Raw genomic sequence first — 26,496 nt, forward strand, 5'->3', positions numbered from 1 at the left:
ATCCGTTGTCCGCGGATACGTCGAAGGGCCCGGGGGCGACCCCGGGCCCTTCGACGTTCCAGATGCTTCGTCCGTCCCCGTCCGTCCAGTGCACCGCAGTGCGCGGCACAGACGTTCAGGAGCGCGGCCTCGGCGTCCACGCAAGGTCGTCGAGCAGCTGGCCGACCCACCGGATGACCTCGTCGGAGTCCATCGGCCCCGACCCGAGCGACCCGGCGAAGGGCGTCGGGATCGTGTAGGTGTGCGTGAGCGGCCGGTACTGCGCGCCCTTGTAGATGCGTTCGATGCGCATGCGCACCGACTCGGGCGGGTCGATGCCGCCGACACGCAGCTTGCCTCCCTGCCCGACGATCTCGGTGACGCGCAGGTCGCGGGCGCGTTCGCGCAGCCGCGCGATGCCGAACAGCGACGTGAAGACCTGCGGCGGCTCGCCGTAGCGGTCGGTGAGCTCCTCGCGCAACTCCTCGCGGTCGTCGTCGTTCCTCGCCTCGGCGAGCTTGCGGTACGCCTCGAGACGCAGCTTGTCCGAGTCGATGTAGTCGACCGGGATCGACGCCTCGATCGGCAGGTCGATCGTGACGACCGGCGGCTCGACGCGGTCGGGCTCCTTGTAGTCCTCGATCGCCTCGGAGACCATGCGCACGTAAAGGTCGAAGCCGACGCCCTCGATGTGGCCGCTCTGCTCATCGCCGAGCAGGTTGCCGGTGCCGCGCAGCTCGAGGTCCTTCATCGCCACGTCGAAGCCGGAACCGAGCGCCGTGTTCTGCGCGATCGTCACGAGGCGCTCGTGCGACTGCTCGGTCATCGGCTTGCCCGGGTCGTACAGGAAGTACGCGTAGGCGCGGTCGCGGCCGCGGCCGACGCGGCCGCGCAGCTGGTGCAGCTGGCTGAGGCCGAAGCGGTCGGCGTGGTCGACGATCAGCGTGTTCGCGTTCGAGATGTCGAGGCCGGTCTCGACGATCGTCGTGCACAGCAGCACATCGATGTCGCGGTGCCAGAAGTCGCGGATGATCTGGTCGAGCTGCTTGCGCCCCATCTTGCCGTGCGCGATGCCGACCCTCGCCTCGGGGACGAGCTCGTGCAGCTTCGCGGCCTTCTTGTCGATGTCCTCGACGCGGTTGTGGATGTAGAAGACCTGGCCGCCGCGCAGCAGCTCGCGCCGGATCGCCGCCGTGACCTGCGCGTCCTCGTAGGCGCCGACGTAGGTGAGCACCGGAAGGCGGTCCTCGGGCGGCGTCGCGAGCGTCGACATCTCGCGGATGCCGGTGACGGCCATCTCGAGCGTGCGCGGGATCGGCGTCGCCGACAGGCTCAGCACGTCGACGTTCGTGCGGATCGCCTTGAGCGCCTCCTTCGCCTCGACGCCGAAGCGCTGCTCCTCGTCGATGATGACGAGGCCGAGGTCCTTGAACCTGATCTTCGGGTTGAGCAGCTTGTGCGTGCCGATGACGACGTCGACGCCGCCGTCGGCGAGCCCCTTGATCGTCTCGTCGATCTGCTTCGTGCTCTGGAAGCGGCTCATCGCCGCGACGTTGACCGGGAAGCCCTCGAAGCGTTCGGTGAAGGTCTCGTAGTGCTGCTGGACGAGCAGCGTCGTCGGCACGAGCACGGCCACCTGCTTGGAGTCCTGCACGGCCTTGAAGGCGGCGCGCACGGCGATCTCGGTCTTGCCGAAGCCGACGTCGCCGCAGATGAGCCGGTCCATCGGCACCGGCTTCTCCATGTCCGCCTTGACGTCGTCGATCGTCGTGAGCTGGTCGGCGGTCTCCTGGTACGGGAAGGCGTCCTCGAGCTCCTTCTGCCACGGCGTGTCCTTGCTGAACGCGAAGCCCTTCGTGCGCTGGCGCGCCGCGTACAGCTTGATGAGATTCTGCGCGATCTCGTGGACGTGCTTCCTCGCCTTGGCCTTCGTGGCCGCCCAGTCCGAGCCGCCGAGCTTGTTGAGCTTGGGGACCTCGGCGCCGATGTACTTGCTGACGAGGTCGAGCTGGTCGGTCGGGATGAACAGCTTGTCCGGCGGCGCGTTGCGTTTGCTCGGCGCGTATTCGATGACGAGGTACTCGCGCGTTGTGCGGTTGCGCCCCGATCCGGTCGTGCGCTGGCGCATGCCGACGAAGCGGCCGATGCCGTGCTGTTCGTGCACGACGAAGTCGCCCGGCTTGAGCTCCATCAGGTCGATCGACTTGCGGCGCCTGCGCGGCGTCTTCGGCCCTCCGGCGACGCTTTCGCGGCCGGTCAGGTCGCGTTCGGTGAGCAGCGCGACCTTCGCGGCGGCGTCGACGAAGCCGTCGCGCGCCTGCGAGCGCACGGCCTCGAAGCGCGTGGCGCCGACAGCGTTGAGCATGCGCGTCAGACGGTGCAGCGTGCCCTGGGCGGCGGCCGTCACCGTCACGTCGTAGCCGTCGTCGAGCAGCGAACGCACGCCCTGTTCGGTGCGCCGCTCGTCGCCGCGGAACGCCATGGGCGTCTGCGCGTCGATCTGCACGTGGCCGGGCAGCGACGTGTCGACGGTGAAGCCGCTGATCTTCCATAGTTCGCGTTCACTGTACTCCAGCGAGGAGACGACCTCGTCGTAGTCGAGGAAGTTCGCGCCCGCGAAGTCGATCGGCGCGCCGGCGCCGTGTCCGGAGGCGGCGACGTGCCAGCTCGTCGCGAGGAACTCGTTGGCCGTCTTCGCGAGGTCGTCGACGGCGCGTCGCAGCTTCTCCGGGTCGCACAGCATGACGACGGCGTCCTTCGGCAGCATCGACGAGACCGGCCGCATGTCGTCGACGAGGGCCGGCAGCAGCGATTCCATGCCTTCGACCGGGATCGCCTGCGCGATCGATTCGAGCATGTCGTCGGCGTTCGGGATCTGTCCGACGAGCGAGCGAGCGCGTGCGCGGATCTCGTCGGTGAGCTGCACTTCGCGGCACGGCGTCGCCCAGACGGAGTCGATCTGCGGGCCGTAGGTGCGCTGGTCGGAGGCGTGGAACTCGCGGATCGAGTCGATGTCGTCGCCGAAGAACTCGATGCGCACCGGGTGCGGCATCGTCGGCGGGAAGACGTCGATGAGGCCGCCGCGCACGGCGAATTCGCCGCGGTCCATGACGAGGTCGACGCGCGTGTAGGCGTTGCGCACGAGCGCGGCCGAGGCCTCGTCGAGCGCGGTCCGTTCGCCGAGCGCGAAGACGAGCGGCTCGACGTCGCCGATGCCGGCGACGAGCGGCTGGATCAGCGAGCGCACCGGCATGACGAGGATGCGGATGGGGCCGAACATCGCGCTGCCGGCTTCGGGATGGCACAGTCTGCGGAAGACCTCCATGCGGTTGGCGACGGTGTCGGCGCGCGGCGAGAGCCGTTCGTGCGGCAGCGTCTCCCATGCCTCGAGCTGGGCGACGGCGGCCGGGTCTCCCCCGTACCATGAGCGGATGTCGTCGACGAGTTCCTCGGCCTCGCGTCCCGACGGCACGACGACGACGATCGGCGAGAGTTCGGCGCGTGCGGCAGCGAGCGCCGGGCGGATGCCGTCGGGCGCGCCGATCGTCAGCGCCGGCTGTCCGGCGTCGGGGTCCGCTTCGGTCAGGCCGTGCGTCAGGTCGTGGAAGGCGGGGTCGGCGTCGAGATGCCCGCGCAGCGTGGTCAGCGCGCCGTCGATCGTGCCGATGGATGCGGTCGCGGGTGTGGTTGCGGTGTCGTCAGCGGCCATTGAACCGGTCCTGTGCCTTCGTCAGGCCGTCGAAGACGATCGTCTCGGCCGCGTCGGCGCCGTCGGCGAGGAATTCGGGCAGCTGCTTCCTCTGCGCGGCGTTGAATTCGCCGAGCACCCAGTTGATCGTGTTGTCGTGCGCGTCGCCGGAGCGGCTCGCGTGGCCGACGCCCATGCGCACGCGTGCGTAGTCGGGCGTGTGCAGGCAGCGGTCGATGGACTTGATGCCGTTGTGGCCGCCGGCGGAGCCTCCCGACTTGAGCTTGATGCGGCCGAAGTCGAGGTCCATGTCGTCGTGGATGACGACGATGTGGTCGACGCCGATGTGGTAGTACTCGCGGATCGATTCGACGGCCTGCCCCGAGTCGTTCATGTAGGTCAGCGGCTTGCACAGGAAGACCTTCTGGCGCCGTTCCCCCATCGTCATCAGCCCCTTGCCGAGCTCGGCGAGCCCCTTGTGCCTGGCGAAGCCGACGCCCCAGCGTTCGGCGAGCAGGTCGACGGTCATGAACCCGATGTTGTGCCGGGTGTTGCGGTATTTCGCGCCGGGGTTGCCCAGTCCCGCGATGAGCCAGTAGTCCGATGCCATAAGATGTCGCTCTTTTCCTGTTGCTTCCTTGTGTTACTTGGGGTTGTGCGCGGCGGTGTGCGCCCCGCCGGGGCGTGCCGGTCAGCGGTCGATGTCGACGTACCAGTAGCTCATGGCGTGCAATGTGCGCCGCGAATCGTAGGCCGCGTCGGGCATGTAGCCGTAGCGGGTGAAGCCGAAGCGCTCGCACAGGCCGGTGGAGGCCGCGTTGTCGGCGAAGATCGTCGTGCAGGCGCGCCGCATGCCGCGCGCCGCGCATTCGTCGAGCAATGCGCGCATCGTGAAGGCACCAGCTCCGCTGCCGCGCGCGTCGCGCGCGATGTAGTAGGCGAGGCTGCACACGCCGTCGTAGCCGGGACGGTCGTAGAACACCGAGATCGACGCGAAGCCGATGTCGCGGCGCACGCCGTCCTCCTCGGCCGTGATGACGAACACCGCGTAGGGATCGCGGTGCCGTTCGAGCCACGCCTTGCGGCTCGCGCGCCCCACCGGCGTCAGGTCGGTCGTCGAGCCGCCCTCGACGACGGCCTCGTTGTAGACGTCGGTGATGACGTCCACGTCGTCGTCGCCGGCCTGCCTGTAGCTGTATGTGATCATAACGTCCTAGCATAACCGCGGCGCGGAACTCGCCCGGCGCCGCTACGCCATGCGGCGCAAAACGGGGGTGCGCCCCACGGACCATATGGTCCGTGGGGCGCACCCCCGTTCGCGGCGCCGGCGCTCAGCCTTCGAGCTCGAGGGCCTTGTTGACGGCCTCCTCGAGGCGGCGCTGCGCCTCGCCGTAGGCGCTCCAGTCGCCGGACTTCATCGCCTTGTCCGCGTCCTTCATCGCCTTCGCGGCGTCGTCGAGCGCCGATTTGAGCGCCGGGTCCTTGGCCGAGGCGGACGGCGTCTCGTCCTTGTCCGCCTCGTCCTTGGCGGCGCCGGCCACGCCGGCGGATGCGCCCGCGTTATCCGCGTCGCCGGCCGAGGCGCCGGAGTCGCCGCCGAAGACCTGGTCGAGCGCCTCGTCGAGCGTGTCCGCAAAGCCGACCTTGTCGCCGAAGGCGACGAGGACCTTCTTGAGCAGCGGGTAGCTCGTCGCGCCGGAGGACTTCACGTACACCGGCTCGACGTAGACGAGGCCGCCGCCGAGCGGCAACGTGAGCAGGTTGCCGCGTTCGATCTGCGTCGAACCCGATTCGAGCAGGTTGAGCTCCTTGGAGACGTCGGCGTCGGCGTTGAAGTTGTTCTGCGCCTGGCCGGGTCCGGGCACGTTCGAGTCCTTCGGCAGCTCCTGCAGCCTGATCGTGCCGTAGTCGGGCCCCTTGACGCCCTTCGTGCGTCCGGCGTCGGAGTCGACGGACAGGAAGCCGGTGAGGATCTCGCGCGTGCTCGCGCCCGCCGGGATGTAAGTGCTCGTCAGCGAGAACACCGGCTCCTTCGAGCCTCCGGTCTTGAGCGTCAGATAGTACGGCGGCTGCAGCACGTCCTGCGCCTGCTGGGCCTTCGACTCGGTCGGGTCGACCGGGGTCTGCCAGAAGTCCTCGCCGGAGAAGAACTGGCTCGCCTGCGTCACATGGTACTTCGACAGCAGCTGGCGCTGCACCTTGAAGATGCCCTCCGGGTAGCGCATGTGCGCCATCAGGTCGCCGGAGATCTCGGACATCGGATGGTAGTTCGCCGGGAAGATCGACTGCCACGCCTTGAGCACCGGGTCGGCCTCGTCCCACGTGTACAGGTCGACCGAGCCGTCGTAGGCGTCGACGGTCGCCTTGACCGAGTTGCGGATGTAGTTCGCGCGCTTGGGGCTCAGCCCCGCGACCGACGACGACGAGACCGTCGTCGAATCCTCGGTCGCCGAGGCCAGGTCGGTCATCTGCGCGTACGGGTAGCGGTCCGACGTCGTGTAGCCGTCGATGATCCACTTGACGCGGCCGTCGACGACGGCCGGGTAGACGCGTCCGTCGAGCGTCAGGTACGGCGCGACCTTCGCGACGCGCTCCTTGGGCGAGCGGTCGTAGAGGATCTGCGAGTCGGCGTTCACGCGGTCGGAGAACAGGATCTGGTCGGAGCCGAAGCGGATCGAGTACAGCAGCCTCGCCATGATGTTGCCGAGCCTCGGGCCGCCGTCGCCGTCGAAGGTCGTCGTCGCGCCCTCGGCGCCGGAGGTCGGATAGTCGAACTCCCACGACTTCGTACCCTCGGGCGCGCCGACGATCGAGTATTCGGGCGCGTTCGGCGAGAAGTAGATGCGCGGCTCGTAGTGCTGCGTGTCGGTGAGGTAGCCCTGCGTCGGGATGCCGTATTCGAAGAACTCCGGCTGGCCGTCGCTCGTCACGCGGTTGCCGTAGGCGGCGACGACGCCGTAGCCGTGCGTGTACACGGTGTGGTCGTTGACCCAGTTGCGGTTGTCGTTGCCCGACAGGTCCATCTCGCGCGCGGCGATGACGGTGTCCTGGTTGACGCCGTCGATGTCGTACTTGTCGACCGCCAATGTGTCCGCGAAGGTGTAGTACTGCTTCATCTGCTGCAGCTGCTTGAAGGTCGGCGAGACGATCTGCGGGTCGAGCAGGCGGATCTGCGCCGTCGTCTCCGTGTCGTGCTGCAGCGCGCCTGCCTCGGCCTTCGTCGTGGCCTTGTACTCCTCGGTCCTGACGGAGTCGAGCCCGTAGGCGGCGCGCGTCGCGTCGATGTTGCGCTGGATGTACGCCGATTCCATCTCCTGGGCGTTCGGGTTGACGCGGAAGCGCTGCAGCAGCGCCGGCCACAGCGACGACAGCAGCAGCGACACGACGAGGCACGACGCGACGGTGATCGCCGGGACGCGCCATTCCCTCCACGCGCTCGCCGGCGGCGCCGTCTTCGCGGAAGCGGCGTCGGTGAGCGCCGGCGAACGCATGAGCCACACGCCGAGCACGACGCCGGCGATGGCGGTCAGGCCCGCGAGGATGAAGGTGATCGGGATCGACGCGTTCACCGTCGTGTAGGTGGCGCCGGTGATGCGGTCGCCTTCGTCCGTGAGCGTCGAGAAAACGGACAACGCCTGGTTGACGGCCCACGAGCACATCCACGCCATCAGCCAGATCGCGATCTGGCGGCGGGCACGGCGCGTCATCGAGAAGATGCTGCGTCCACGCCGGGGCATCGTGAAGCGGATGCCGCCCATCGCCACATGGGTGATGATCGAGAAGACGAGCGCGACGAACAGCAGCACCGACAGCGCCGACAGCAGCAGCGACAGGCCCGGCAGCACGAAGACGTAGAAGCCGTTGTCGATGCCGAACTGCGGGTCGGTGACGCCGAAGCGCTTGGCGTGGAACATCAGCAGGACCTGCGACCAGTTCGCGTTGAAACGCGAGCCGAAGAGCAGGCCGGCGACGAGCGAGACGCCGACGGCGACGCGCCGGGCGTTCTTCGAGGAGACGCCGCGGCCGATCTCGATCGTGTCGCCGTTGACGCGGATCGTCGATCCGTCGGCGAAGTCGGGACGCGCGCGGATCGCGAGCGTCGCGGCGACGTAGGTGATGAGCACCATGAGCAGCGCGTAGGCGATCCACAGGCCGACGCGCGTGCCCAGCAGCGTCCACACGACACTCGAGAAGCCGAGCTGGTCATACCACATGACGTCGGTCGCGAAGGACGCGACGGCGAAGAACAGGCCGACGACGACGGCGAGCGCGAGCACGACGCCGATGACGATCTTGTAGCCGCGGCCCGACCCGCCCGACGGCGCGCGGCGCGTGATGCGCGGCGGCGCGGTCGGCGGCGCGCCCGAGGGGGATGGGGCGTCCTCGCCATCGGTCTCGATGTTGATCACGATCGGATCGTCGTTGGTGGTGGCGGAATCGGTGGGCCGCCTGCGCGGTCCCTGGCCGAACAGGGGTCCGAAATCGAAGAAAGACATTCGTCCAGTCTACAGAACCGAGCCGAAGAAGCACAGGCCGACGCGTGAAGAGTGCGTGAAGAGTGGCGAAGAGTGCGCGAAAAGCGCGCGGGGCCGTGCGGGGCGGACGGACCGGCTCGCGACGGCGCTTGCTAGACTGGGCTCACGGATCACGCCGGTCGCCACGCAGGGCGATGCGGGGCGTGACAAGGCAGAAGAGGCGCACGGCGGACACGCGGCGCGCATGGAAAGGGGCGTACGGCATGGCGGCACGGGGCAACGGCAGACACGGCAGGGACGCGGAAGGCAATCGCGCGGGACATGTCCTGGCGCTCGTCGCGACGGCGGCCGTCGCGCTCGTGCTCGCGGTGTCGATCGCCTTCGCCGCCGGCGCCCGCCATCGCGAGCACTTCCGCACGCAGGCCACCACCTCGGCGCGGACGTCATCCCCCTCCTCCCCCGCGCCGTCGCCGGATCCGGCGACGGGCGACGCGGCGCAGAGGGACGATGACGGCGCCGGGGACGCGAAGGGCGATGACGACGGGAAGGACGACGCCGCGCAGCGGCGCGGGGACGCGACGGCGCGCGCGAAGCGCATCGTCGATGCGATGAGCCTTGACGAGCGCGCCGCGCAGCTCGTCATGGCGCCGCTCGCCGCCGGCACCGACCCGTCGGCGCTCGCCTCGCTGATCGGCGACGACCACGTCGGCTCGGTCATCCTGATGGGCAACTGGGCCTCCGGCGTCGACGGCGTGCGCGCCGCCATCGACGCATTGCGCGGCTACGCCACAGACGGCACGCCGCTGCTCGTCGCCACCGACCAGGAGGGCGGCCTCGTGCAGCATCTGCAGGGCCCCGGGTTCGAGACGATGCCGAGCGCGCTGGAACAGGGCCGGCTCACCGTGGACGCGCTGCGGGAGGACAGCCGCCGCTGGGGCGCGCAGCTGCATGCCGCCGGCGTCGATGTGGATCTTGCGCCGTCGGTCGACACGGTGACGATCGATCGTGCGGCGAACGCGCCGATCGGCGCCCTCGACCGCGACTTCGGCCTCGATGCGGACGGCGACGCGCGCCATGCCGTCGCGTTCATCGACGGCATGCGCGACGCCGGCGTCGCGACGGCCGTCAAGCACTACCCCGGACTGGGCTCGGTCACCGGCAACACCGATTTCACGGCCGACGGCATCGTCGACACGACGACGGACGCCGACGGGCCCGAAGTGGCCGCGTTCACCGAGGCGATCGGGGAAGGCCGTCCGGCGATGGTCATGATGTCGCTCGCCTCGTACGCACAGCTCGACCCGGGTGTGCCGGCCGCCTTCTCCCGGCCGATCGTCACCGAGCTGCTGCGCGAACGCACCGGCTACGACGGCGTCGTCATCTCCGATTCGCTGTCGGCGAGCGCCGTCGGCGGCGTCGAACCGACGCAGCTCGGCGTGCGCCTCGTCGAGGCCGGCGGCGACGTCGCCTGCATCAACGACCCGGCGTACACGACGCCGATCCTCGCCGGGCTGCGGGCGCGCGCCGCGGCCGACGACGCCTTCGCCGACAGGGTCACCGCGTCGGCGACGCGCGTCGTCGCGATGAAGATCGCCATCGGCCTCATACGCTGAGCACGGACGCCGGCCGGCGCGATCCGACCGGTATATATAAAGGCGGCCCCGGGTCACGATGGATGTGGCCCGGGGCCGCCTTGCGCCCATGGCCGCGCCGCCCTCAGCAGCAGCAGCTCGTGTTCGGATGCTCGCGCTCGTGGCGTTCGCGCTCGCGCAGGAACTCGCGTTCGCCCAGCGGCGTGCGGTCGGGATGTTCGCGGCGCATCCGTTCGACGTAGTGGTCGTAGCGCGCCTCGCCGCTCAGTTCGCGCAGATACCAGACTGCGCCGCGCCACAGCCGCGCGGCCCATGAGGCCGCGCGTCCGGCGCCCGTCATGCCGGCACCCCGGCGACGCCTGCGAGCGGGCGCGCCTCGGCGTCCGCGCACCCGGTCCTCGTCCCGGTCCTCATCGGCTCGCGGCGCGGCGCCGGTCATCAGCTCGTATTCGGCGCGCGCCTTGCGTTCGAGCTTCGTGGCGAACAGTCCGGAGGGCGCGAACCACGACGATTCGACGAAGGGCTCCTCGCTCGTGAACTCGGCGCCGTAGCGGCGTGCGCGCACCGTGGCGACGCACGTCTTCACGCCGACCGCGAGGAACGCCGTCATCATGACGAGGAAGAACACCGAAAGCGCGCCGTCGGGGTACGCGTTCGACAGCGACGCGTGCGCGGCCGCGAGCGCGTCGCCCTCGAGCGCGCGGGCGTCGATCCTCGCGCGCCATGCGGAGGCGGCCGCGAAGTAGCCCAGCTGCGGGTCGAAGATCTTCTGGAAGTCGGCGGTGAAGGTCACGGCGACGTCCCAGACGAGCGGCACGGCCGGTATCCACGCGTACTTCGTCAGGCCGGCCTTGACGACACAGACGGTGACGAGCATCAGGCATCCGGCGGCGAGCAGCTGGTTGGAGATGCCGAAGATCGGCACCATCGCGTTGATGCCGCCGTTGGCGTCCGACACGCCCATATAGAGCATCGAGCCCCATGCGGCCGTGGCGATGAAGGTCGTGATGAGGTTGCCGGGGCGCCATGTGGGGTCGGCGAAGCGCCTGAGGCGGCGCACGTTGCCGAGCAGGTCGCCGATCTGGTAGCGTGCGACGCGCGTGCCGTTGTCGACGGTCGTCAGGATGAACAGCGCCTCGAACATGATCGCGAGTGGTACCAGAACGCCATCGCGTTCTCGCCGCCCAGATACGACTTGAGGAAGTTCGCCATGCCGATCGCGAAGGTCGTCGCGCCGGCGTCGCGCGCGGCCGCCTCGATCTGCGCGGGCGACATGTTCATCGAGAAGTAGACGCCCTGGCTGATCGTGACCGCCGCGATGAGCACGATGATCGCCGTGAACGATTCGACGAGCATCGAGCCGTAGCCGATCATGCGGATCTGGTTCTCCTTCTCGACGGTCTTCGGCGTCAGTCCCGAGGAGACGGCGCCGTGGAAGCCGGAGAGCGCGCCGCAGGCGATCGTGACGAACAGGAACGGGAACAGCGCGCCGGAGAAGGTCGGGCCGTCCGAACGCGACGCGAGCGTCGTCAGCGCGGGGACCTGCACCTGCGGGTTCGCGACGACGATGCCGACGACGAGCAATGCGAGCGTGCCGATCTTCATCAATGTGGACAGGTAGTCGCGCGGCGTGACGAGCAGCCAGTGCGGCAATGCGGCCGCGGCGAAGGAGTAGACGATGAGCGCGACGACGAGCTGCTTGGCGTCGAGCGTGAAGATCGGCGCGAGCGTCGGATTGGACGCGATCATGCCGCCGCCGGCGATCGCCAGAACGAGCAGCACGAAGCCGAGCGCCGTCGTCTCGATGACGCGGCCCGGGCGCAGGAAGCGCTCGTAGCAGCCCATGGCCAGCGCGATCGGGATCGTCATGCCGAGCGAGAACACGGCCCACGGCGAGCTCGCCATCGCCTTGATCGCGACGAGCGCGAGGAGGGCCATCGCGATCGCGGTGACGACGACGAGGAAGACGGAGATGACGATGCCGCCGACCTTGCCCATCTCGTCGGTGGCCATCTGGCCGAAGGAGCGGCCGCGGCGCTTCGCTGAGATCCACAGCATCAGCATGTCCTGGACGGCGCCGGCGAAGATGACGCCGAGGATGATCCACAGCACGCTCGGCAGGTAGCCCATCTGCGCGGCCAGAATCGGGCCGACGAGCGGGCCTGCGCCGGAGATCGCGGCGAAATGCTGGCCGAAGAGCACGCGCCGGTCGGCGCGATCTCGAGCGCCTCGGCGATCTCGTGGTCGTCGGCGGACGCGTCGCGGTAGCGCAGGTTGGACTCCACATCGCCGGAGAACAGCCATGCGCGCTGTTGCACATAGGCGATGCGCGCACGCAGGTCGTGCTGGCGCATGTCGCGCACGTCGACGCCGTCGACGATCACGCGTCCCCAGCTGGCGTCGTGGAAGCGCATCGCGAGCGAGGCGACCGTCGACTTGCCCGAGCCGGTGGCGCCGATGATGGCGACGGTCTCGCCGGTGCGCACCGTGAAGCTGACGTAGCGCAGCGTGTCCTCCTCGGCGTCGGCGAAGCGGAAGGTCACGTCGTCGAAGGCGAGTACCTCGCCGTCGGCCAGCGGGCCGCGGCATGTCATGTCGACGGGGTCGGCCGGGTCGGCCACGTCTGGCGTGCGGTCGAGCACCTCGCGCACGCGGCGGCAGCATTCGAGCGCCCTGGGGAGCATCGCGACGACCATCTGCGCGGCCATCAGGTAGAACAGCGCCATGACCGCGTATTCGATGATGGCGACGATGTCGCCATCTGGAACGCGCCCGCCGTGATGCGCCCTCCGCACAGCCAGTAGACGACGATGATGAACAGCGTGATGAACAGGTAGGACAGGCCGTCAAGGTTGGCGAACAGGCGGTTCGCCCTGATCGACGTGGCCGCATAGGCGGCGAAGGCCCGGTCCATGCGCGCCTCCTCGAAGGGCTCCTTGCCGAAGGCGCGCACGACACGCACACCGGTGAGGTTCTCGAGCAGCACGGCGCCGATGCGGTCGAGCAGGCGCTGCAGGTGCCGGTGCGGCGGAGCGCAGGGTGAACGTCGCGATGACACAGACGCTCGCGATCGCGCCGACGAGCCACCAGGCGAGCACCGTGTCGAGGCTGAACGCGAAGGTGAGCGCCACGACGAAGATGAACGGCACCGGCAGCATCATCATGATGACGTTCGTGATGGCCGTCTAGATGTTGACGACGTCGCTCATCGTGCGCGTGACCATCGAGGCGGTGCCGAACTGGCGGAAGTCGAAGACGGACAGGTTGAGCGACTTGGCGTAGATCGCGTCGCGCATGTCCTTGGCGGCGCGCGCGAACAGCCGCGAGCAGCAGTAGCCGGCGCCGATCGCGCAGGCGCACGCGACGAGCGAGGCGGCGACCATCCACATCGCGGTCGTGGCCATCGTGCGCATCGTCATTGCGGCGGCGCCCTCGTTGAGCAGGCGCGCAGCGAGCGTCGGCACGAGCAGCGCGCCGACGACGTCGATGGCCATCAGTGCGATCGTCAGCGCCAGCAGCGGGCGGTACGGTTTCATGAAACGCAGTACGAGTCTCATAGTTCCTCGGGAAGGTAGAAAAACGGCGTCATGCGACGAGGTCCGAAAATTGTCCGTTTTTGCACCGGTTGGCGGTATGTCGTGTGATCCGCTGTGGCTTCGTTCGCTTGGTGGCGGGGTTCTTGCAGCGCTCTGTGGCGATCTTGTTGCCGCGATCACGCAGGACTGGCTGCAGGTAGGTGTCGCGGTCTGGACCGAGAGGGGTGCGCCCGGTCGGGGCCGTTTGGTTCGCTGCCGCTACGTCAGAGTCCGAAGGCTCCGCCGCTGACGAGGATCACGATGCCGAGGCCGATGAGAACGATGGGGAAGAGGATGTGCTCCCAGCGTTCGAGCACTTCGGCAATCGGGGGGAGGGTGGCGACGAACTTTGCCAGGGCCACCAGGACCGCGACGAGCGCGAGGAAGACGATGCAGTAGACGACTACTGCGAGAGGTTCCACGCTGAGGAAGACAGGGGTGTAGACGCCGATGTTGTCGCCGCCGTTGGCAAGGGTGACGCCTGCGACTGTCCACACGCCGACCTTCTTGCCGGCAACCTTGGCCTCGTCGTCATCGTCTCCGCGCCAGGCCTGCCATGCGGCCCAGAGGCCGAGGCCCAGAGGGATGAGACCGAAGTACGGGATGGCTGCCGAGGGCAGGAATGCTCCGGCACCGATGGTCACCAGGACCGCGGCACCGAGGATGCCGGCGAATCCGAGGTACTGGCCGGCCAGAATGCGGGCGGTAGTGCCGCGCTGGCCTGCCCCTCGCGCGAAGAAGAGGGAGAGCACGATGATGTCGTCGATGTTGGTCGCTGCGAACAGGCCCATCGCCTGCAAGACCGAGGTGAGGATCATGCGCCCTCCCCAGCTGCGTCGCATCCGGGAAGCGAGCAGGCGGGATCGATGCACGGGGCGTCTTCGTCCACTGCCAGGGTGGCATCGACCAGTGCCGTCAGCGCCTGCGCCAGATGCGAATCGGCGATCTCATATCGTGTCCGACGACCCTCGGGCTCGGAGACGACGATCCCGCAATCGCGCAGGCATGCCAGGTGGTTGGACACGTTCGGGCGTGTCAGGTCCAGATCTCGGGCCAGTTCCACCGGGTAAGCGGGATGGTCGAGCAGGGTCAAGATGATCCGGGATCGAGTGGGGTCGGCCAGTGCACGACCCAGGCGGTTCATCACGTCGAGACGCGAAGCAATAGTCAGCATGGACTGAACTATACAACGCGCACTGAACACTCGGTCACAGGCGTCAGCCCAGATCGCATACCCGTAAGGGGAACCCTCACTGGACACCACCGCTACTTATCGAGAGGAACGACGGCACGCCTGGCGGGCTGTCCCGTAAGACCCGTCCGGTGAACTGTCCGGTGAAGGGAGGCTATATGACACACTGGGGAGCATGTCCCCTTTGAAGGTCGGCTATGCCCGAGTCTCCACCGACGAGCAGGACCTGACCGCGCAGCGTGACGGACTCGCGGCGTTCGGCGTCGATCCCAAGCGCATCTACGTCGATCACGGGCTCACGGGCCGCAACGCCGACCGTGAGGGCCTGCGGCAGGCGCTGGCTGCCTGTCGGGACGGCGATACGTTCGTGGTCACCAAGCTCGATCGGCTGGCGCGTTCAGTCCGTGATGCCCACCAGATCGCCGACGACCTCGCGGCGCGGGAAGTGAAGCTGAGCATCGCCGGATCGGTGTACGACCCGACCGACCCGATGGGGAAACTGTTGTTCAACGTGCTGGCGATGGTCACCGAGTTCGAAGCCGACCTCATCCGTGCCCGCACCCGCGAGGGGATGAAGGTCGTCAAGGCCAAGGGCCGGCTGCGCGGAAAGTCACCGAAACTCACCCCCGGCAAGAAGCTCACCTCGTCCGGCTACATGCTGCCGACGAGCACACCGTGGGCGAGCTGGCCGAGCTGTTCAGCGTGGGCCGCTCCACGGTCTACCGCGCCCTTCAGCGCGCCGAGCGAGGGCGCGAGAACGCCTTGCAGTAGGTGCGTCGTGGACGCTCGAGCGCGGTGGCGGATCCTCAGGCTCCACTTCAGCCAGGACCAGCGCCGCTACTTCACCAACGTGCCCCGGGGACACGGCCTGATGAAAAGCGGCAACGCTGTCATCCCGATTGACGGGCGCATCCCCAGCGACAGCAAACTCTACGCGCTGTTCTCGACCACGTTCGGAGAAGGAAACTAAAACCCATGAAAGGCCTGCGCAGCAGCGGCGATAGCGGGCAGGCGACCAGCCACCTCGGTCACCTCAACCTCAACCACCGCGCCACCACGATCATCGGCCAGACGGGCCACACCGCCGGCCAGGTCGCACACGGGCCAGCGGGAACACCTCATGCCGGCGACGGCGACCTCATCGACAGCGCCGACGACCAGCTCAAAACCCAGGGAACCAAGACCGCCAAAGCCGCCAGCCGAAGCGTCAAAGGCACTACCAAAACTGTCCCATATTGGGACAATCAGTAAGCATACCTTCCCCTCGCCGCCGGTATCGGCCTCGGCGCGTCATCCTTGCAGCATCTTCACATGCCCCCTGTCCGCGCCGCAGCGCACAGCGTCCGGGAGAAACCGCGCGGACAGGGGCCGTCGGCGCCCGATCAGCCCCCGAGGGCGCCGATCTGACGTTCGAGCGCGTTCATGAACTTGTCGACGTAGGCGATCATCGCGCGGCGCTCGTCGGGTTCGAGCTCGGCCATCGCGCGCAGCTCGGCGCCGCGCAGCGGCTCGATCAGCCGTTCGCGCCAGCGCCTCCCCTCGTCGGTGAGCCGGATGCGCTTGACGCGTCGGTCGTGCTCGCTGCCCTCGAGCCGCAGCAGGCCCTGCGCGGCGAGCGAGTTGACGACGTTGTTCACGCTCTGGCGCGGCAGCAGCGTGTACGCGCAGATCTCGCGCTGCGACGTGCCGTCGTTCTCGCAGATGTAGTCGAAGATCAGGTACACGCTCAGCGGCAGCCCCGAGCGGCGTCCGTAGGCGCCGTAGATGAGGTCGACGCGCCGGAGCTCCTCGAAGAACGCGAACAGCTGCGTGTCGGCGTCGCCGTGCGCCCTCTGCGCGCATTCGATCACATCGGCGCGCAGCGGCTCGAAACGCATGTCGTCGTCGGTCATCGTCGCTCACCGTCCATGCGGGCCGCGGCGCGCACGGACGCGCGCCGCGACGTCGCCGTTCAGCACTGCTCGAGGTTCAGCGGCTTGATGCGGCCCGAATCGAGCAGGCTCTCGAGGTCGGCGGGGCCGTCGAGCACCGCCGTGGCCGCCTGATCGATCATCAGGCTGATGCGGGCGTTCGGCAGGATGCCCTCGCAGTACGCGTAGACCGGCTTGCCGAGCGCGTAGGCGTAGCCCATCGAGAAGACGGTGCCGGGGTCCTTGTCGTCGAAGTTCGCGATGAGCGCGGCCGAGTTCCCGATCGCGCGGATGCGGTCCTCGAAGACGGCGCGCGGTCCGGAGACGTTGACGTCCATCGCGAAGCGCGGCAGGTACAGGTTCTTGCCGCGGCCCTTGAGCACGCGCTCGAGGCGCTCCATGCTCTCGACCTGCTCGGCCGTCTCGTAGGGTCCCGCCACATAGAAGTCGTAGATCGGCTTGGACGAGGTGAAATGCACGTTCTGGTTGGTCTCGAAGTTTTCCATAGCCCCCATTGAACCGCGCGCATGAGGCGACGCGCGGGCAATCGGCTGTAAGCAATATCGTCCTTGCCGCGTCCACGGGCGCGAACATAGAATCATAGGCCGGAAAAACGCGGCGGGCATATGCGCGGACCGCGCAGACGGCGCAAGGACAAGGAGCGAGATCATGGACGGACAGCGCGACGGAGACGGCATCGGCAGGGACGGGGGAGGACGGGACGCCGCGACGGCGGCCGCGGACGATACGGCCACGGAGACGGAGGCGCGGGACGTGCCGGCCATGAGGGCCGAGCACGACTGCATCGGCACGCTCAAGGTGCCGCAGGATGTGTACTGGGGCATCCACACGCAGCGCGCGATCGAGAACTTCACGGTCAGCGGCATCCCCGACTCCTCGCACGAGGCGCTCATCCGCGCCTACGCCGTCGTCAAACGCGCCTGCGCGATCGCGAACGCCGAGCTCGGCCTGCTCGAGGAGGACAAGGCGAAGGCGATCGAACAGGCCTGTGAGGAGACCGAGGGCGGCGCTCTCGCCGACCAGTTCCCCGTCGACGTGCTGCAGGGCGGCGCCGGCACGAGCCTGAACATGAACATGAACGAGGTCATCGCCAACCGCGCGCTCGAGATCTGCGGACGTCCGCGCGGCGACTACGCCTACATCCACCCCAACGACGACGTCAACCGCTCGCAGTCGACGAACGACACCTACCCGGCCGCCTGCAAGCTCGCGATCTGCGGCGGGCTGACGCCGCTCGCTGCCGCCGCGCGGCGCCTGCGCGACGCGTTCCACACACTGGCCGACCGGCACGCCGACGACGTGACGATCGGGCGCACGCAGCTGCAGGACGCCGTGCCGATGACCTTCGGCCAGGAGTTCCACGCCTGGGCGTCGTTCCTCAAGCTCGACCTGCAGGCGATGGACGCGCTCGTCGACCAACTGTGCGACCTCAACCTCGGCGCGACGGCGATCGGCACCGGCGTGTGCGCCGACCTGCGCTTCCGCGAGAGCGCGACGCGCACTCTCGCGCGGCTGACCGGGCTGCCGGTGCACGCCGCCGCCGACCCGGTCGCCTCGGTCACCGACATGAGCGCCTACATCGCCGCGAGCGCCTGCCTGAAGAACCTCGCGGTCCATCTGAAGAAGGCCGCCGACGACCTGCGTCTGCTCAACTCAGGGCCGCGCTGCGGCTTCGAGGACCTCAAGGTGCCGGCACGCCAGGCGGGCTCGTCGATCATGCCGGGCAAGGTGAACCCGGTCATCCCCGAATGCGTCGACCAGTGCTGCTTCGTCGTCTTCGGCATGGACGTGACCGTCAACTGGGCGGCCGCCGAGGGCCAGCTGCAGCTCAATGCCTTCGACCCGGTGATCATCCACGAGATCCTCACCGGCATGACGCTCGCGATCAACGCGATGGACATGTTCCGCACGAAGTGCGTCGAGGGAATCCGCGTCGACGTCGAGCGCGGCCGCCGCCACGCCGAGCAGTCGCCGTCGATCGCGGCGGCGCTCAACGACGCGGTCGGCTACGAGCGCGCGATGGGGCTCGCGAAGGACGCGATGGCCGAGGGCGTCACGGTGCGGCGCGCCGCCAGGGAGCACACCGACCTGCCGGACGACGAAATCGACCGGCTGCTCGACGTCGTCGCGCTCAGCCGGGGTCTGGGGCAGACCTGCCGCACGCTGGGCGCGGACTGATTCCGCCTCGTCGGGGCCCTTGTCGCTTTCCGTCCCGTTTTCCGTCTCGGAACTATTGACTTTCCCCACGATCGCCATAACAATGTGCGCTTATGGACACCTCTTCCCCACTGACCGTTTCCCCACTGACCGTCGAGAACTGCCCGCCGAACGAGGACATGGCGATCACGGCCGTCGGCGTCGACGAACGCCACCGATTCCGCATGCTCGAGCTGGGGCTGCGCGCCGGCACCGTCATCCGCGTCGTGCAGCGCGCGAACTTCGGCGGCCGCGTCGTCGCGAAGGGCACCGAGCGCATCGCGCTCGACGGGCGCACCGCCTCGCTCATCGCCGTCACGCCCGCCGCCGACTGACCGGCGCGCGACAATCTCCGTCCTCTTTCTCCTCCTGAACCACATCCAAGGACCGACCATGACCTCAGACCATCACGACCACCGACGCGGACTGGCGGCGCTGCTGCCCGCGCGCCGCCACGACGACCATGGCACCGGCGCCGCCCGCCGCGGCGCACGCCCCTGCTGCGACGTCGGTGGCCACCGCGTGCGTGAGGGCGGCATGCCGCGCATCGTCTTCATCGGCAACCCGAACGTCGGCAAGTCGTCGCTGTTCAACGCGATCCTCGGCGCGAGGGCCCGCGTCATGAACGCGCCCGGCACGACGGTGCTGCTCGAGGAGGGAGTCTACGACCACGACGGCGAACGCTGGGACCTCATCGACACGCCGGGCACCTACTCGCTGCTGCCGCTCTCGCCGGACGAGGAGGTCGCCGCGCAGGCGGTCATGGGGCTGGGGGGCGACGGCGACCCGGACCTCGTCGTGACCGTCGTCGACGCGACGAACATCTCGCGCGCGCTGTACTTCCTCGCCACCGTCCTCGAACTGGGACGCCCGACCGTCGTCGCGCTGACGATGAACGACCTCGCCGCGCGGCAGGGTGCGCGCGTCGATCCGGCGCAGCTGTCGCGCGCGCTCGACGGCGTGCCGGTCGTCGAGGTCGACGGGCGCACCGGCGCCGGGGCGGCCGCGCTGATGGACGCCGTCGGCGCGCATCTGTCCGGCACGCCGATGCCGCACGGCCTGACGAAGGTGCAGGTCGGCGACGTCGACGCGCGCGACTGGGTCGAGGGCGGCGCCGACGCGCGCTTCGACTGGGCCGCCGACGTGCTCTCCAGGCTCGACATGCGGGCGCGCGACCGCGTCACCGTCTCCGACCGCATCGACCGCGTATTGCTCAACCCGGTCCTCGGCGTCGTCGCCTTCCTGCTGCTCATGCTCGGCGTGTTCGAGGCGACGACGACGCTCGCCGGCCCCGCCCAGGACTGGATCGACGGCACCGTGCGCGACTGGCTCGTCGCCGGCGCCGACTGGCTCTTCGCGCGCTTCGGCCCCGCCGCGTCCGGTTCGTGGGTCCATTCGCTCGTCGTCGACGGCGTCATCGACGGCGTCGTCGCCGTCGCCACCTTCATCCCGCCGATGGGCATCATGTTCATCCTGCTGAGCCTGCTCGAGGATTCCGGCTACCTCGCGCGTGCCGCCTTCGTCATGGACCGCGCGATGCGCTGCATGGGCCTCGACGGCCGCGCGTTCCTGCCGATCGTCATCGGCTTCGGCTGCAACCTGCCGGCGCTCGCCGCCACGCGCACATTGCCCGATTCGCGCCAACGCGTCCTCGTCGGCATGCTCGTGCCGTTCTCGAGCTGCACGGCGCGCCTGAGCGTCTACCTCGTGCTCGCCTACGCGTTCTTCCGCGACCGGGCCGGCCTCGTCGTCTTCCTGATGTACGTGTGCTCGATCGTGCTCATCCTGCTCGTCGGCGTCCTGCTGCGCCGCGTGCGCTTCACCGACGTGCGCTCCGAGCCGTTCGCGATGAGCCTGCCGCCCTACCAGGTGCCGCGCCTGATCACGCTCGGCCGCTCGGTGCTGATGCGGCTGTGGGGCTTCGTGCGCGGCGCGAGCACGATCATCGTCTCGATGCTCGTCGTCATGTGGCTGCTGCAGTCGATCCCGGCGACCGCCGCGGCCGGCTCCTTCGCGAAGGTCGACGACGTGCACGATTCCCTCTACGGCGTCGTCGCCGACCATGTCGCCCCGGTCTTCGCGCCCGCCGGCTTCGACGACTGGCACGCCTCGGCGGCGCTGATGACCGGCTTCGTCGCCAAGGAGGTCGTCGTCGCGTCGATGGCGCAGTCCTACAGCATCGACACCGGCGACGAGGACGAGCAGCAGCAGGGCGAGGGTTCGCTCGGCGCCGCGATGCGCGCCTCCTTCGACGAGAGCTCGGGCGGCCACGGACGCGCCGCCGCGATCGCGTTCATGCTGTTCACGCTCGCGTACACGCCGTGCCTGGCGACGGTCGCCGAACTCAGACGGCAGTATTCGACGCGCATCGCGATGCAGTCGGTCGGACTCGGACTCGTCGTCGCCTATCTGCTTGCCGTCGTCGCGTTCCAGACGCTGAGGTGGCTGCTATGAGCGGCTTCAGGCGCACCGGCGACGGGCGCCGGCCGGCGCGCGGCGCACGCACGCACGTCGTCGCCGCCGTCGTCGCCGATCTGGAGGCCGGCATGAGCGTCGCGCAGTGCGCGGCCGGACGCGGGCTGCCGCGCGACTTCGTCGAGCAGATCGTCGAGCATGCGCGCGCGCACGGCATGATCGACGTCGTCGAGCTGACGGCCGGCTGCTCGGCCGGACCGTGCGAGCCGTCGCCCGGTTCGATCGTCTGCGCCGGCTGCCCGCTGCGTCCTGCGGCGGCGAAGGCCGGCCCGTCGATCGCCGCGCGCATCAGGGCGCGCATGCGATCGCACGCGTAGGACGCATCCATTGCCCCGAGCGTGGAAAAGCGGCGTGCGCGTACGGACGGGGACGCGGGCGGCGCTAGGATGGCAGACATGACACAGACAACTGAACAAGGGGCGGCGCCGCTCGATTGGGTCAACCCGCTGAGGGACCCCAGGGATCTGCGCCTTCCCCGCATCGCAGGACCATGCAGCATCGTGATCTTCGGCGTGACCGGCGACCTGTCGCGCAAGAAGCTGCTGCCGGCCATCTATGATCTGGCGAACCGCGGCCTGCTGCCGCCGAGCTTCGGCCTGACCGGCTTCGCGCGGCGCGACTGGACCGAGGACCACTTCAAGGAGTTCGTCAAGGAGAACGTGCAGGCGCACTGCCGCACGCAGTTCAACGACGCGACCTGGGACCAGCTCGCCCGCGGCATCCGCTTCGTGCGCGGCACCTTCGAGGACCCGGATGCCTTCGCGCGCCTGAGCGACACCGTCGCCGAGCTCGACCGCGACCGCGGTACGCGCGGCAACCACGCGTTCTACATGTCGGTACCGCCGCGCGACTTCCCGATCGTGGCGCGCCAGCTGGCGAACTGCGGCCTGGCGAAGTCCGGCGAGGACGCGTGGCGCCGCGTCATCATCGAGAAGCCCTTCGGCCACGACCTGGCGAGCGCGCAGCAGCTCGACGAGGTCATCTCCGAGGTCTTCGACCCCGATTCGGTGTTCCGCATCGACCACTATCTGGGCAAGGAGACCGTGCAGAACCTGCTCGCGCTGCGCTTCGCGAACACGATGTACGAGCCGATCTGGAACGCGAACTACGTCGACCATGTGCAGATCACGATGGCCGAGGACATCGGCGTCGCCGGGCGCGCCGGCTACTACGACGGCATCGGCGCGGCCAGGGACGTCATCCAGAACCATCTGCTGCAGCTCATGGCGCTCACGGCGATGGAGGAGCCGGTCTCGTTCTCGGCGCGCGACCTGATGGCCGAGAAGACGAAGGTGCTCTCCGCCGTGCGGCTGCCGCGCGACCTGGCCGCCCACACGGCGCGAGGCCAGTACTCGGCCGGCTGGCAAGGCTCGGAGCCGGTGTGCGGCTATCTCGAGGAGAAGGGCATCGACCCGGATTCGACGACCGAGACCTACGCGGCGATCCGCCTCGACATCGACACGCGCCGCTGGGCCGGCGTCCCCTTCTACCTGCGCACCGGCAAGCGTCTGGGCAGGCGCGTCACCGAGATCGCGCTCGTCTTCAAGCGCGCCCCGCATCTGCCCTTCGAGTCGACGGCGACGCAGGAGCTCGGCAAGAACGCGATCGTCATCCGCGTCCAGCCCTACGAGGGCGTCACGATCCGCTTCGGCTCGAAGGTGCCGGGGGTCACGTCGATGGAGGTGCGCGACGTGTCGATGGACTTCAGCTACGGTCGTTCGTTCACCGAGGCCTCCCCCGAGGCCTACGAGCGCCTGATTCTCGACGTGCTGCTCGGCGACCCGCCGCTGTTCCCGACGACGAAGGAGGTGGACCTGTCCTGGCGCATCCTCGACCCGATCGAGGACTTCTGGTCGACGCTGGGACAGCCGCAGCCCTACCGCGCCGGTACGTGGGGCCCGCAGGAGGCCGTGGAGATGCTTGCACGCGACGGACACCGTTGGAGGATGCCATGATCATTACGATGCGGGACACCGAGACCAATGAGATCTCGAACAAGATCGACGAACTGCACGAGGAGCGCGGCGAGGTCGCGCTCGGCCGCGTGCTGACGCTGCTCATCGTCACCGACGAGGACCATCTCGAGAACTCGCTCGCATTGGCGAACGACGCGAGCCGTGACCATCCGTGCCGCGTCATCGCGATCGCGCCGAGCTCGAGGCGCATGGGTGAGCCCGAGGAGGACCGCACCTACCTCGACGCCGAGGTGCGCATCGGCGCCGACGCCGGCGCGGGCGAGATCATCGTGCTGCGTCCGCGCGGCGGCCTCATCCACCATCTCGACACGCTCGTCACGCCGCTGCTCGTGCCGGATGCGCCGATCGTGGCCTGGTGGCCGACCGAGGCGCCGGCCAACCCGTCGAAGGACCTCGTCGGCGCGATGGCGCAGTCGCGCATCACCGACGCGATGCGTTCGGTCAACCCGATGCGCACGATCGAGGACCTGCGGCGCAACCGCTCGCCGAAGAACGTCGACATGTCGTGGACGAGGCTCACGCGCTGGCGCGCGCTGCTCGCGGCGATGCTCGACCAGCCGCCGCATATGCGCATCACGGCCGCGAACGTCGTCGGCGAGGCGGACTACCTGCCCAAGGACCTGCTCGCCGCATGGCTCGCCGTCAGCCTCGACATCCCGGTTTCGATCGAGACCGACGACGACGCGACGGCGATCTGCGCGGTGAACCTGACGCGCGAGGACGGAGGCGTGCTCAGCCTCGTGCGCTGCCACGACCACGACGACATCGTCACGATCAGCGTGCCCGAGCAGTCCGCGCAGACGATTCCGCTGCCGATGCGCTCGCTCGGCGACTGCCTGAGCGAGGAGCTCGGCCGCCTCTACCCCGACGAGATTTACGCGCGGGTCATCACCGACGGCTGGCGGCGCATCCACCCCGACGGCGCGAGGGACCGGCTGCAGGAGGACATGCGATGATCGAACGCGAACTCATCACCTACCCCGACCAGCGGCTGTTCGCCGAGGCGATCGCCGCGCGCACGTTGCTGACGATGAACGAGGTGCTCGACCGGCCCGATCGCGAGCGCGTCGACGTCGCCGTGACCGGCGGCACCGACGGCACGGCGATCCTCAGGGCGATCGCGTCCTCGCCGCTGCTCGACGTCGTCGACTGGCGCCGCGTGCACATCTGGTGGGGCGACGAACGCTTCGTGCCCGCCGACAGCGACGAGCGCAACGAGAAGCAGGCGCGCGGCGCATTGTTCGACCGTCTGGTCGCCGAGGGGCGCATGGACGACGCGCAGATTCACGCGATGCCGGCCGACACGCGCGACGCGCGGCAGCGTGCCGACGCGACGCCCCGGCAGACGCGCGACGCGCTGCGGCACGCGGCCGCCGTCTACCAGTCGGAGCTGCTCGGCGAGCTCGGCCAGGCGGCGGCGATGGACATCATGATGTTCGGCGTCGGACCCGACGGCCATTTCGCTTCGCTGTTCCCCGACCACAAGGAGCTGCTCGGCGACGACCCGGACGTCCTCGTGACCGGCGTCGACGACTCCCCCAAGCCGCCGCCGACGCGCCTGACCTTCACGGTGCCGATGATCGCCAGGACCGACTATCTGTGGATCTGCGGCTCGCGCGCGGCGAAGGCCGACGCGATGGCGCAGACCTTCACGAACGAGCGCGACATGCACTATCCGGCGTCCTTCGCCGACGCGCGACGCCAGCTGCTGTGGATCGGCGACGAGGCGTCGACGGCGAAGCTGCGCGCCTGAACGGCGACCGTCCGCCGCACGCAACCGGACGACGAAGGCCGCCGACCCCTATCCCGGGGTCGGCGGCCTTCGCATATGCACGGGGCCGTCAGTCGGCCATCCTCACTTCCCGCTGGCCGGGCTCGGCCCACAGGATGTGCCAGGCGCCCGGCTGGTCCACGCGGCGGTAGGTGTGGGCGCCGAACAGGTCACGCTGGCCCTGGATGAGGGCGGCCGGCAGACGCCTGGCGCGCAGGCCGTCGAAGTACGCGAGCGACGATGAGAAGACCGGCGCCGGCAGGCCGACCTCGGCCGTCGTGGCCACGACGTGGCGCCAGTCGGACTCGCTGGCCTCGATGCCCTGCTTGAAATAGGGGGCGAACAGCAGCGAGACGTCGGCGGCACCGTCCTCGAAGGCTTCGGAGATGCGGTCGAGGAACTTCGCGCGGATGATGCAGCCGGCGCGCCAGATGCGCGCCAGATGCGCCATGTCGATGTCCCAGCCGTAGGTCTCGGCGGCGCGCGAGATCTCGTTGAAGCCCTGCGCGTACGCGACGATCTTCGACGCGTACAGCGCCTGGCGGATGCGTTCGATGAAGGCCTCGCGTGTCTCGACGCCGAGTTCGATGTGGCCGTCGGGGCCCTCGAACGGGTCGGCCTGCGCCTTGTCGCGCAGCGCCGTCTGGTCGGACAGGCCGCGTGCGAACACGGCCTCGGCGATGCCGGTGACCGGCACGCCGAGCTCGAGAGCCGTCTGCACGGTCCACGTGCCGGTGCCCTTCATGCCGGCATGGTCGAGGATGACGTCGACGAGCGGCTTGCCGGTCTGCGGGTCCTTCTTGTGCAGCACTTCGGCCGTGATCTCGATGAGGTAGGAGTCGAGGTCGGTGCCGTTCCACCGCGCGAAGACGTCGCCGATCTCGTCGGGCGTCATGCCCAGGCCGCGGCGCATGATGTCATAGCTTTCGGCGATGAGCTGCATGTCTGCGTATTCGATGCCGTTGTGCACCATCTTGACGAAGTGGCCGGCGCCGTTCTCGCCGACGTGCATGACGCACGGTTCGCCGTCGTCCGCCTTCGCGGCGATCGATTCGAGGATCGGCTTGAGGCGCTCCCACGACGCGTCGGAGCCGCCGGGCATCATCGACGGGCCGAGCAGCGCGCCCTCCTCGCCGCCGGAGACGCCCATGCCGACGAAGTGCAGGCCCTTGGCGCGCAGCTCCTTCTCGCGGCGGATCGTGTCCTTGAAGTACGAGTTGCCGCCGTCGACGATGATGTCGCCCGGCTCCATGTACTCGGCGAGCTCGTCGATGACGGCGTCGGTCGCCGCGCCGGCCTTGACCATGATGATCGCGGTGCGGGGCCTCTCGAGCAGGTCGACGAACTCCTTGACGGTCTTCGCCGGATAGAACTCGCCCTCGTCGCCGTAGTCGTCGAGCAGGTGCTCGGTGCGCGAATAGTGCCGGTTGTAGACGGCGACCCGGTTGCCGTGGCGGGCGAGGTTGCGTGCCAGGCTCGCGCCCATCGCGGCGAGTCCGACAACTCCGACGTTTGCTTCTGCGCTCATATGCGTTCCTCCATTGCTGGTGACGATGTCGCTGTGACGATACCGCCCCCAAGTCTAACGCACCGCGCCGCCGCGCGGCCATATCGCCGTCCATGTCTCGCCACCGGCGCATCCGCGT

Annotated in this window: 23 protein-coding genes and 2 pseudogenes; 11 read left to right on the forward strand and 14 right to left on the reverse strand. The window is 68.9% G+C overall.

The annotated features are described in order from the left end of the window. Positions 1-115: 115 nt before the first annotated feature. The 4 genes from mfd to BcFMB_RS08205 form a co-directional block, all read right to left on the reverse strand. On the reverse strand, positions 116-3,688 hold the full coding sequence (gene mfd, locus BcFMB_RS08190; RefSeq protein ID WP_099721518.1) for a transcription-repair coupling factor: 3,573 nt from the start codon (positions 3,686-3,688) through the stop codon (positions 116-118). Continuing rightward, a complete protein-coding gene (gene pth / locus BcFMB_RS08195; RefSeq protein WP_024541238.1) occupies positions 3,678-4,277 on the reverse strand; it encodes an aminoacyl-tRNA hydrolase in 600 nt (199 codons plus the stop codon). The genes mfd and pth overlap by 11 nt, the downstream gene beginning before the upstream one ends. A gap of 81 nt (positions 4,278-4,358) precedes the next feature. Then, positions 4,359-4,874 (reverse strand): GNAT family N-acetyltransferase, encoded by a 516-nt coding sequence (locus BcFMB_RS08200; RefSeq protein ID WP_024541237.1) that lies wholly within the window; start codon positions 4,872-4,874, stop codon positions 4,359-4,361. 124 nt (positions 4,875-4,998) lie between these two features. Next, complete coding sequence (locus tag BcFMB_RS08205; RefSeq protein ID WP_099721519.1) at positions 4,999-8,163, reverse strand: UPF0182 family membrane protein; 3,165 nt, start codon at positions 8,161-8,163, stop codon at positions 4,999-5,001. A 182-nt stretch (positions 8,164-8,345) separates the two neighbouring features. Here BcFMB_RS08205 and BcFMB_RS08210 point away from each other — a divergent pair, with 182 nt between their 5' ends. Continuing rightward, positions 8,346-9,755 (forward strand): glycoside hydrolase family 3 N-terminal domain-containing protein, encoded by a 1,410-nt coding sequence (locus tag BcFMB_RS08210; RefSeq protein ID WP_232513792.1) that lies wholly within the window; start codon positions 8,346-8,348, stop codon positions 9,753-9,755. Between the two features lie 103 nt (positions 9,756-9,858). On the opposite strand, the gene BcFMB_RS08215 is transcribed toward BcFMB_RS08210, so the two are convergent. The 4 genes and pseudogenes from BcFMB_RS08215 to BcFMB_RS09625 form a co-directional block, all read right to left on the reverse strand. After that, a complete protein-coding gene (locus BcFMB_RS08215) occupies positions 9,859-10,173 on the reverse strand; it encodes a CstA-like transporter-associated (seleno)protein (protein WP_099721768.1) in 315 nt (104 codons plus the stop codon). A gap of 6 nt (positions 10,174-10,179) precedes the next feature. Further along, positions 10,180-11,954, reverse strand: a pseudogene (locus tag BcFMB_RS08220) (carbon starvation CstA family protein); the annotation flags it as partial. A gap of 59 nt (positions 11,955-12,013) precedes the next feature. After that, positions 12,014-12,460: pseudogene (locus tag BcFMB_RS09885) on the reverse strand (ATP-binding cassette domain-containing protein); the annotation flags it as partial. Then, complete coding sequence (locus BcFMB_RS09625) at positions 12,442-12,792, reverse strand: ABC transporter transmembrane domain-containing protein (protein ID WP_099721521.1); 351 nt, start codon at positions 12,790-12,792, stop codon at positions 12,442-12,444. The gene BcFMB_RS09625 and the pseudogene BcFMB_RS09885, both read right to left, overlap by 19 nt. Between BcFMB_RS09625 and BcFMB_RS09890 the strand changes: the two genes are divergently transcribed. Further along, positions 12,786-12,923 carry a hypothetical protein gene (locus tag BcFMB_RS09890; protein ID WP_232513793.1) on the forward strand — a complete coding sequence of 46 codons (138 nt, stop codon included), beginning with the start codon at positions 12,786-12,788 and terminating at the stop codon, positions 12,921-12,923. The two genes, BcFMB_RS09625 and BcFMB_RS09890, sit on opposite strands and share 7 nt — an antisense overlap. Here BcFMB_RS09890 and BcFMB_RS09730 read toward each other — a convergent pair. From BcFMB_RS09730 to cmtR, 3 genes are all read right to left on the reverse strand, one after another. Next, entirely contained in the window at positions 12,920-13,291 is a 372-nt protein-coding gene (locus tag BcFMB_RS09730; RefSeq protein WP_232513794.1) for a 6TM ABC transporter family protein, read from the reverse strand. The two genes, BcFMB_RS09890 and BcFMB_RS09730, sit on opposite strands and share 4 nt — an antisense overlap. A gap of 242 nt (positions 13,292-13,533) precedes the next feature. Next, positions 13,534-14,127 (reverse strand): cadmium resistance transporter, encoded by a 594-nt coding sequence (locus BcFMB_RS08240; RefSeq protein WP_099721522.1) that lies wholly within the window; start codon positions 14,125-14,127, stop codon positions 13,534-13,536. Further along, positions 14,124-14,483 carry a Cd(II)/Pb(II)-sensing metalloregulatory transcriptional regulator CmtR gene (gene cmtR, locus BcFMB_RS08245; protein WP_099721523.1) on the reverse strand — a complete coding sequence of 120 codons (360 nt, stop codon included), beginning with the start codon at positions 14,481-14,483 and terminating at the stop codon, positions 14,124-14,126. The genes BcFMB_RS08240 and cmtR overlap by 4 nt, the downstream gene beginning before the upstream one ends. Positions 14,484-14,676: 193 nt before the next feature. Between cmtR and BcFMB_RS10120 the strand changes: the two genes are divergently transcribed. Beyond that, positions 14,677-15,471, forward strand: a complete 795-nt coding sequence (locus BcFMB_RS10120; RefSeq protein WP_428829188.1) for a recombinase family protein — start codon at positions 14,677-14,679, stop codon at positions 15,469-15,471. 5 nt (positions 15,472-15,476) lie between these two features. Next, positions 15,477-15,752, forward strand: coding sequence for a hypothetical protein (locus BcFMB_RS08260; RefSeq protein ID WP_024541228.1), 276 nt, complete (start codon positions 15,477-15,479; stop codon positions 15,750-15,752). Positions 15,753-15,883: 131 nt separating this feature from the next. Here the strand turns inward: BcFMB_RS08260 and BcFMB_RS08265 are convergent, their stop codons facing one another. Together BcFMB_RS08265 and BcFMB_RS08270 are read right to left on the reverse strand one after the other, a co-directional pair. Next, the gene (locus tag BcFMB_RS08265) at positions 15,884-16,393 is read right to left on the reverse strand and encodes a MarR family winged helix-turn-helix transcriptional regulator (RefSeq protein ID WP_051354907.1); all 510 of its coding nucleotides are present in this window, start codon (positions 16,391-16,393) and stop codon (positions 15,884-15,886) included. A gap of 59 nt (positions 16,394-16,452) precedes the next feature. Next, positions 16,453-16,917, reverse strand: a complete 465-nt coding sequence (locus BcFMB_RS08270) for a nucleoside 2-deoxyribosyltransferase (protein ID WP_024541226.1) — start codon at positions 16,915-16,917, stop codon at positions 16,453-16,455. A 277-nt stretch (positions 16,918-17,194) separates the two neighbouring features. On the opposite strand from BcFMB_RS08270, the gene BcFMB_RS08275 reads away from it, so the two are divergent. The 7 genes from BcFMB_RS08275 to pgl all read left to right on the forward strand — a co-directional run bounded on the left by BcFMB_RS08275 (position 17,195) and on the right by pgl (position 24,832). Next, on the forward strand, positions 17,195-18,610 hold the full coding sequence (locus BcFMB_RS08275; RefSeq protein ID WP_029675600.1) for an aspartate ammonia-lyase: 1,416 nt from the start codon (positions 17,195-17,197) through the stop codon (positions 18,608-18,610). Positions 18,611-18,702: 92 nt separating this feature from the next. After that, positions 18,703-18,963 (forward strand): FeoA family protein, encoded by a 261-nt coding sequence (locus tag BcFMB_RS08280; protein ID WP_081707988.1) that lies wholly within the window; start codon positions 18,703-18,705, stop codon positions 18,961-18,963. 58 nt (positions 18,964-19,021) lie between these two features. Continuing rightward, positions 19,022-21,082, forward strand: coding sequence for a ferrous iron transport protein B (gene feoB, locus BcFMB_RS08285; RefSeq protein ID WP_099721524.1), 2,061 nt, complete (start codon positions 19,022-19,024; stop codon positions 21,080-21,082). Beyond that, the gene (locus tag BcFMB_RS08290; protein WP_051354906.1) at positions 21,079-21,420 is read left to right on the forward strand and encodes a hypothetical protein; all 342 of its coding nucleotides are present in this window, start codon (positions 21,079-21,081) and stop codon (positions 21,418-21,420) included. The genes feoB and BcFMB_RS08290 overlap by 4 nt, the downstream gene beginning before the upstream one ends. A gap of 69 nt (positions 21,421-21,489) precedes the next feature. Further along, positions 21,490-23,058 (forward strand): glucose-6-phosphate dehydrogenase, encoded by a 1,569-nt coding sequence (gene zwf / locus BcFMB_RS08295; RefSeq protein WP_033491510.1) that lies wholly within the window; start codon positions 21,490-21,492, stop codon positions 23,056-23,058. Continuing rightward, positions 23,055-24,035 (forward strand): glucose-6-phosphate dehydrogenase assembly protein OpcA, encoded by a 981-nt coding sequence (locus tag BcFMB_RS08300; protein ID WP_024541220.1) that lies wholly within the window; start codon positions 23,055-23,057, stop codon positions 24,033-24,035. Before zwf ends, BcFMB_RS08300 begins: the two co-directional genes overlap by 4 nt. Continuing rightward, positions 24,032-24,832: a 6-phosphogluconolactonase gene (pgl, locus tag BcFMB_RS08305; protein ID WP_099721525.1), complete on the forward strand. Its 801-nt coding sequence runs from the start codon at positions 24,032-24,034 to the stop codon at positions 24,830-24,832. Before BcFMB_RS08300 ends, pgl begins: the two co-directional genes overlap by 4 nt. Before the next feature lie 88 nt (positions 24,833-24,920). Here pgl and gndA read toward each other — a convergent pair whose 3' ends face one another. After that, positions 24,921-26,378 carry an NADP-dependent phosphogluconate dehydrogenase gene (gene gndA / locus BcFMB_RS08310; RefSeq protein WP_024541218.1) on the reverse strand — a complete coding sequence of 486 codons (1,458 nt, stop codon included), beginning with the start codon at positions 26,376-26,378 and terminating at the stop codon, positions 24,921-24,923. Positions 26,379-26,496 lie beyond the last annotated feature (118 nt).

This window comes from Bifidobacterium choerinum (genome assembly GCF_002761235.1).
Taxonomy (GTDB): domain Bacteria; phylum Actinomycetota; class Actinomycetes; order Actinomycetales; family Bifidobacteriaceae; genus Bifidobacterium; species Bifidobacterium choerinum.

Bases quoted from the DNA above. Each gene is read 5' to 3' on its own strand.
- mfd (WP_099721518.1), bottom strand. From the start codon at position 3,688: ATGGCCGCTGACGACACCGCAACCACACCCGCGACCGCATCCATCGGC.
- pth (WP_024541238.1), bottom strand. From the start codon at position 4,277: ATGGCATCGGACTACTGGCTCATCGCGGGACTGGGCAACCCCGGCGCG.
- BcFMB_RS08200 (WP_024541237.1), bottom strand. From the start codon at position 4,874: ATGATCACATACAGCTACAGGCAGGCCGGCGACGACGACGTGGACGTC.
- BcFMB_RS08205 (WP_099721519.1), bottom strand. From the start codon at position 8,163: ATGTCTTTCTTCGATTTCGGACCCCTGTTCGGCCAGGGACCGCGCAGG.
- BcFMB_RS08215 (WP_099721768.1), bottom strand. From the start codon at position 10,173: ATGACCGGCGCCGCGCCGCGAGCCGATGAGGACCGGGACGAGGACCGG.
- BcFMB_RS09890 (WP_232513793.1), top strand. From the start codon at position 12,786: ATGACACAGACGCTCGCGATCGCGCCGACGAGCCACCAGGCGAGCACC.
- BcFMB_RS09730 (WP_232513794.1), bottom strand. From the start codon at position 13,291: ATGAGACTCGTACTGCGTTTCATGAAACCGTACCGCCCGCTGCTGGCG.
- BcFMB_RS08240 (WP_099721522.1), bottom strand. From the start codon at position 14,127: ATGATCCTCACCTCGGTCTTGCAGGCGATGGGCCTGTTCGCAGCGACC.
- cmtR (WP_099721523.1), bottom strand. From the start codon at position 14,483: ATGCTGACTATTGCTTCGCGTCTCGACGTGATGAACCGCCTGGGTCGT.
- BcFMB_RS10120 (WP_428829188.1), top strand. From the start codon at position 14,677: ATGTCCCCTTTGAAGGTCGGCTATGCCCGAGTCTCCACCGACGAGCAG.
- BcFMB_RS08260 (WP_024541228.1), top strand. From the start codon at position 15,477: ATGAAAGGCCTGCGCAGCAGCGGCGATAGCGGGCAGGCGACCAGCCAC.
- BcFMB_RS08265 (WP_051354907.1), bottom strand. From the start codon at position 16,393: ATGACCGACGACGACATGCGTTTCGAGCCGCTGCGCGCCGATGTGATC.
- BcFMB_RS08270 (WP_024541226.1), bottom strand. From the start codon at position 16,917: ATGGAAAACTTCGAGACCAACCAGAACGTGCATTTCACCTCGTCCAAG.
- BcFMB_RS08275 (WP_029675600.1), top strand. From the start codon at position 17,195: ATGAGGGCCGAGCACGACTGCATCGGCACGCTCAAGGTGCCGCAGGAT.
- BcFMB_RS08280 (WP_081707988.1), top strand. From the start codon at position 18,703: ATGGACACCTCTTCCCCACTGACCGTTTCCCCACTGACCGTCGAGAAC.
- feoB (WP_099721524.1), top strand. From the start codon at position 19,022: ATGACCTCAGACCATCACGACCACCGACGCGGACTGGCGGCGCTGCTG.
- BcFMB_RS08290 (WP_051354906.1), top strand. From the start codon at position 21,079: ATGAGCGGCTTCAGGCGCACCGGCGACGGGCGCCGGCCGGCGCGCGGC.
- zwf (WP_033491510.1), top strand. From the start codon at position 21,490: ATGGCAGACATGACACAGACAACTGAACAAGGGGCGGCGCCGCTCGAT.
- BcFMB_RS08300 (WP_024541220.1), top strand. From the start codon at position 23,055: ATGATCATTACGATGCGGGACACCGAGACCAATGAGATCTCGAACAAG.
- pgl (WP_099721525.1), top strand. From the start codon at position 24,032: ATGATCGAACGCGAACTCATCACCTACCCCGACCAGCGGCTGTTCGCC.
- gndA (WP_024541218.1), bottom strand. From the start codon at position 26,378: ATGAGCGCAGAAGCAAACGTCGGAGTTGTCGGACTCGCCGCGATGGGC.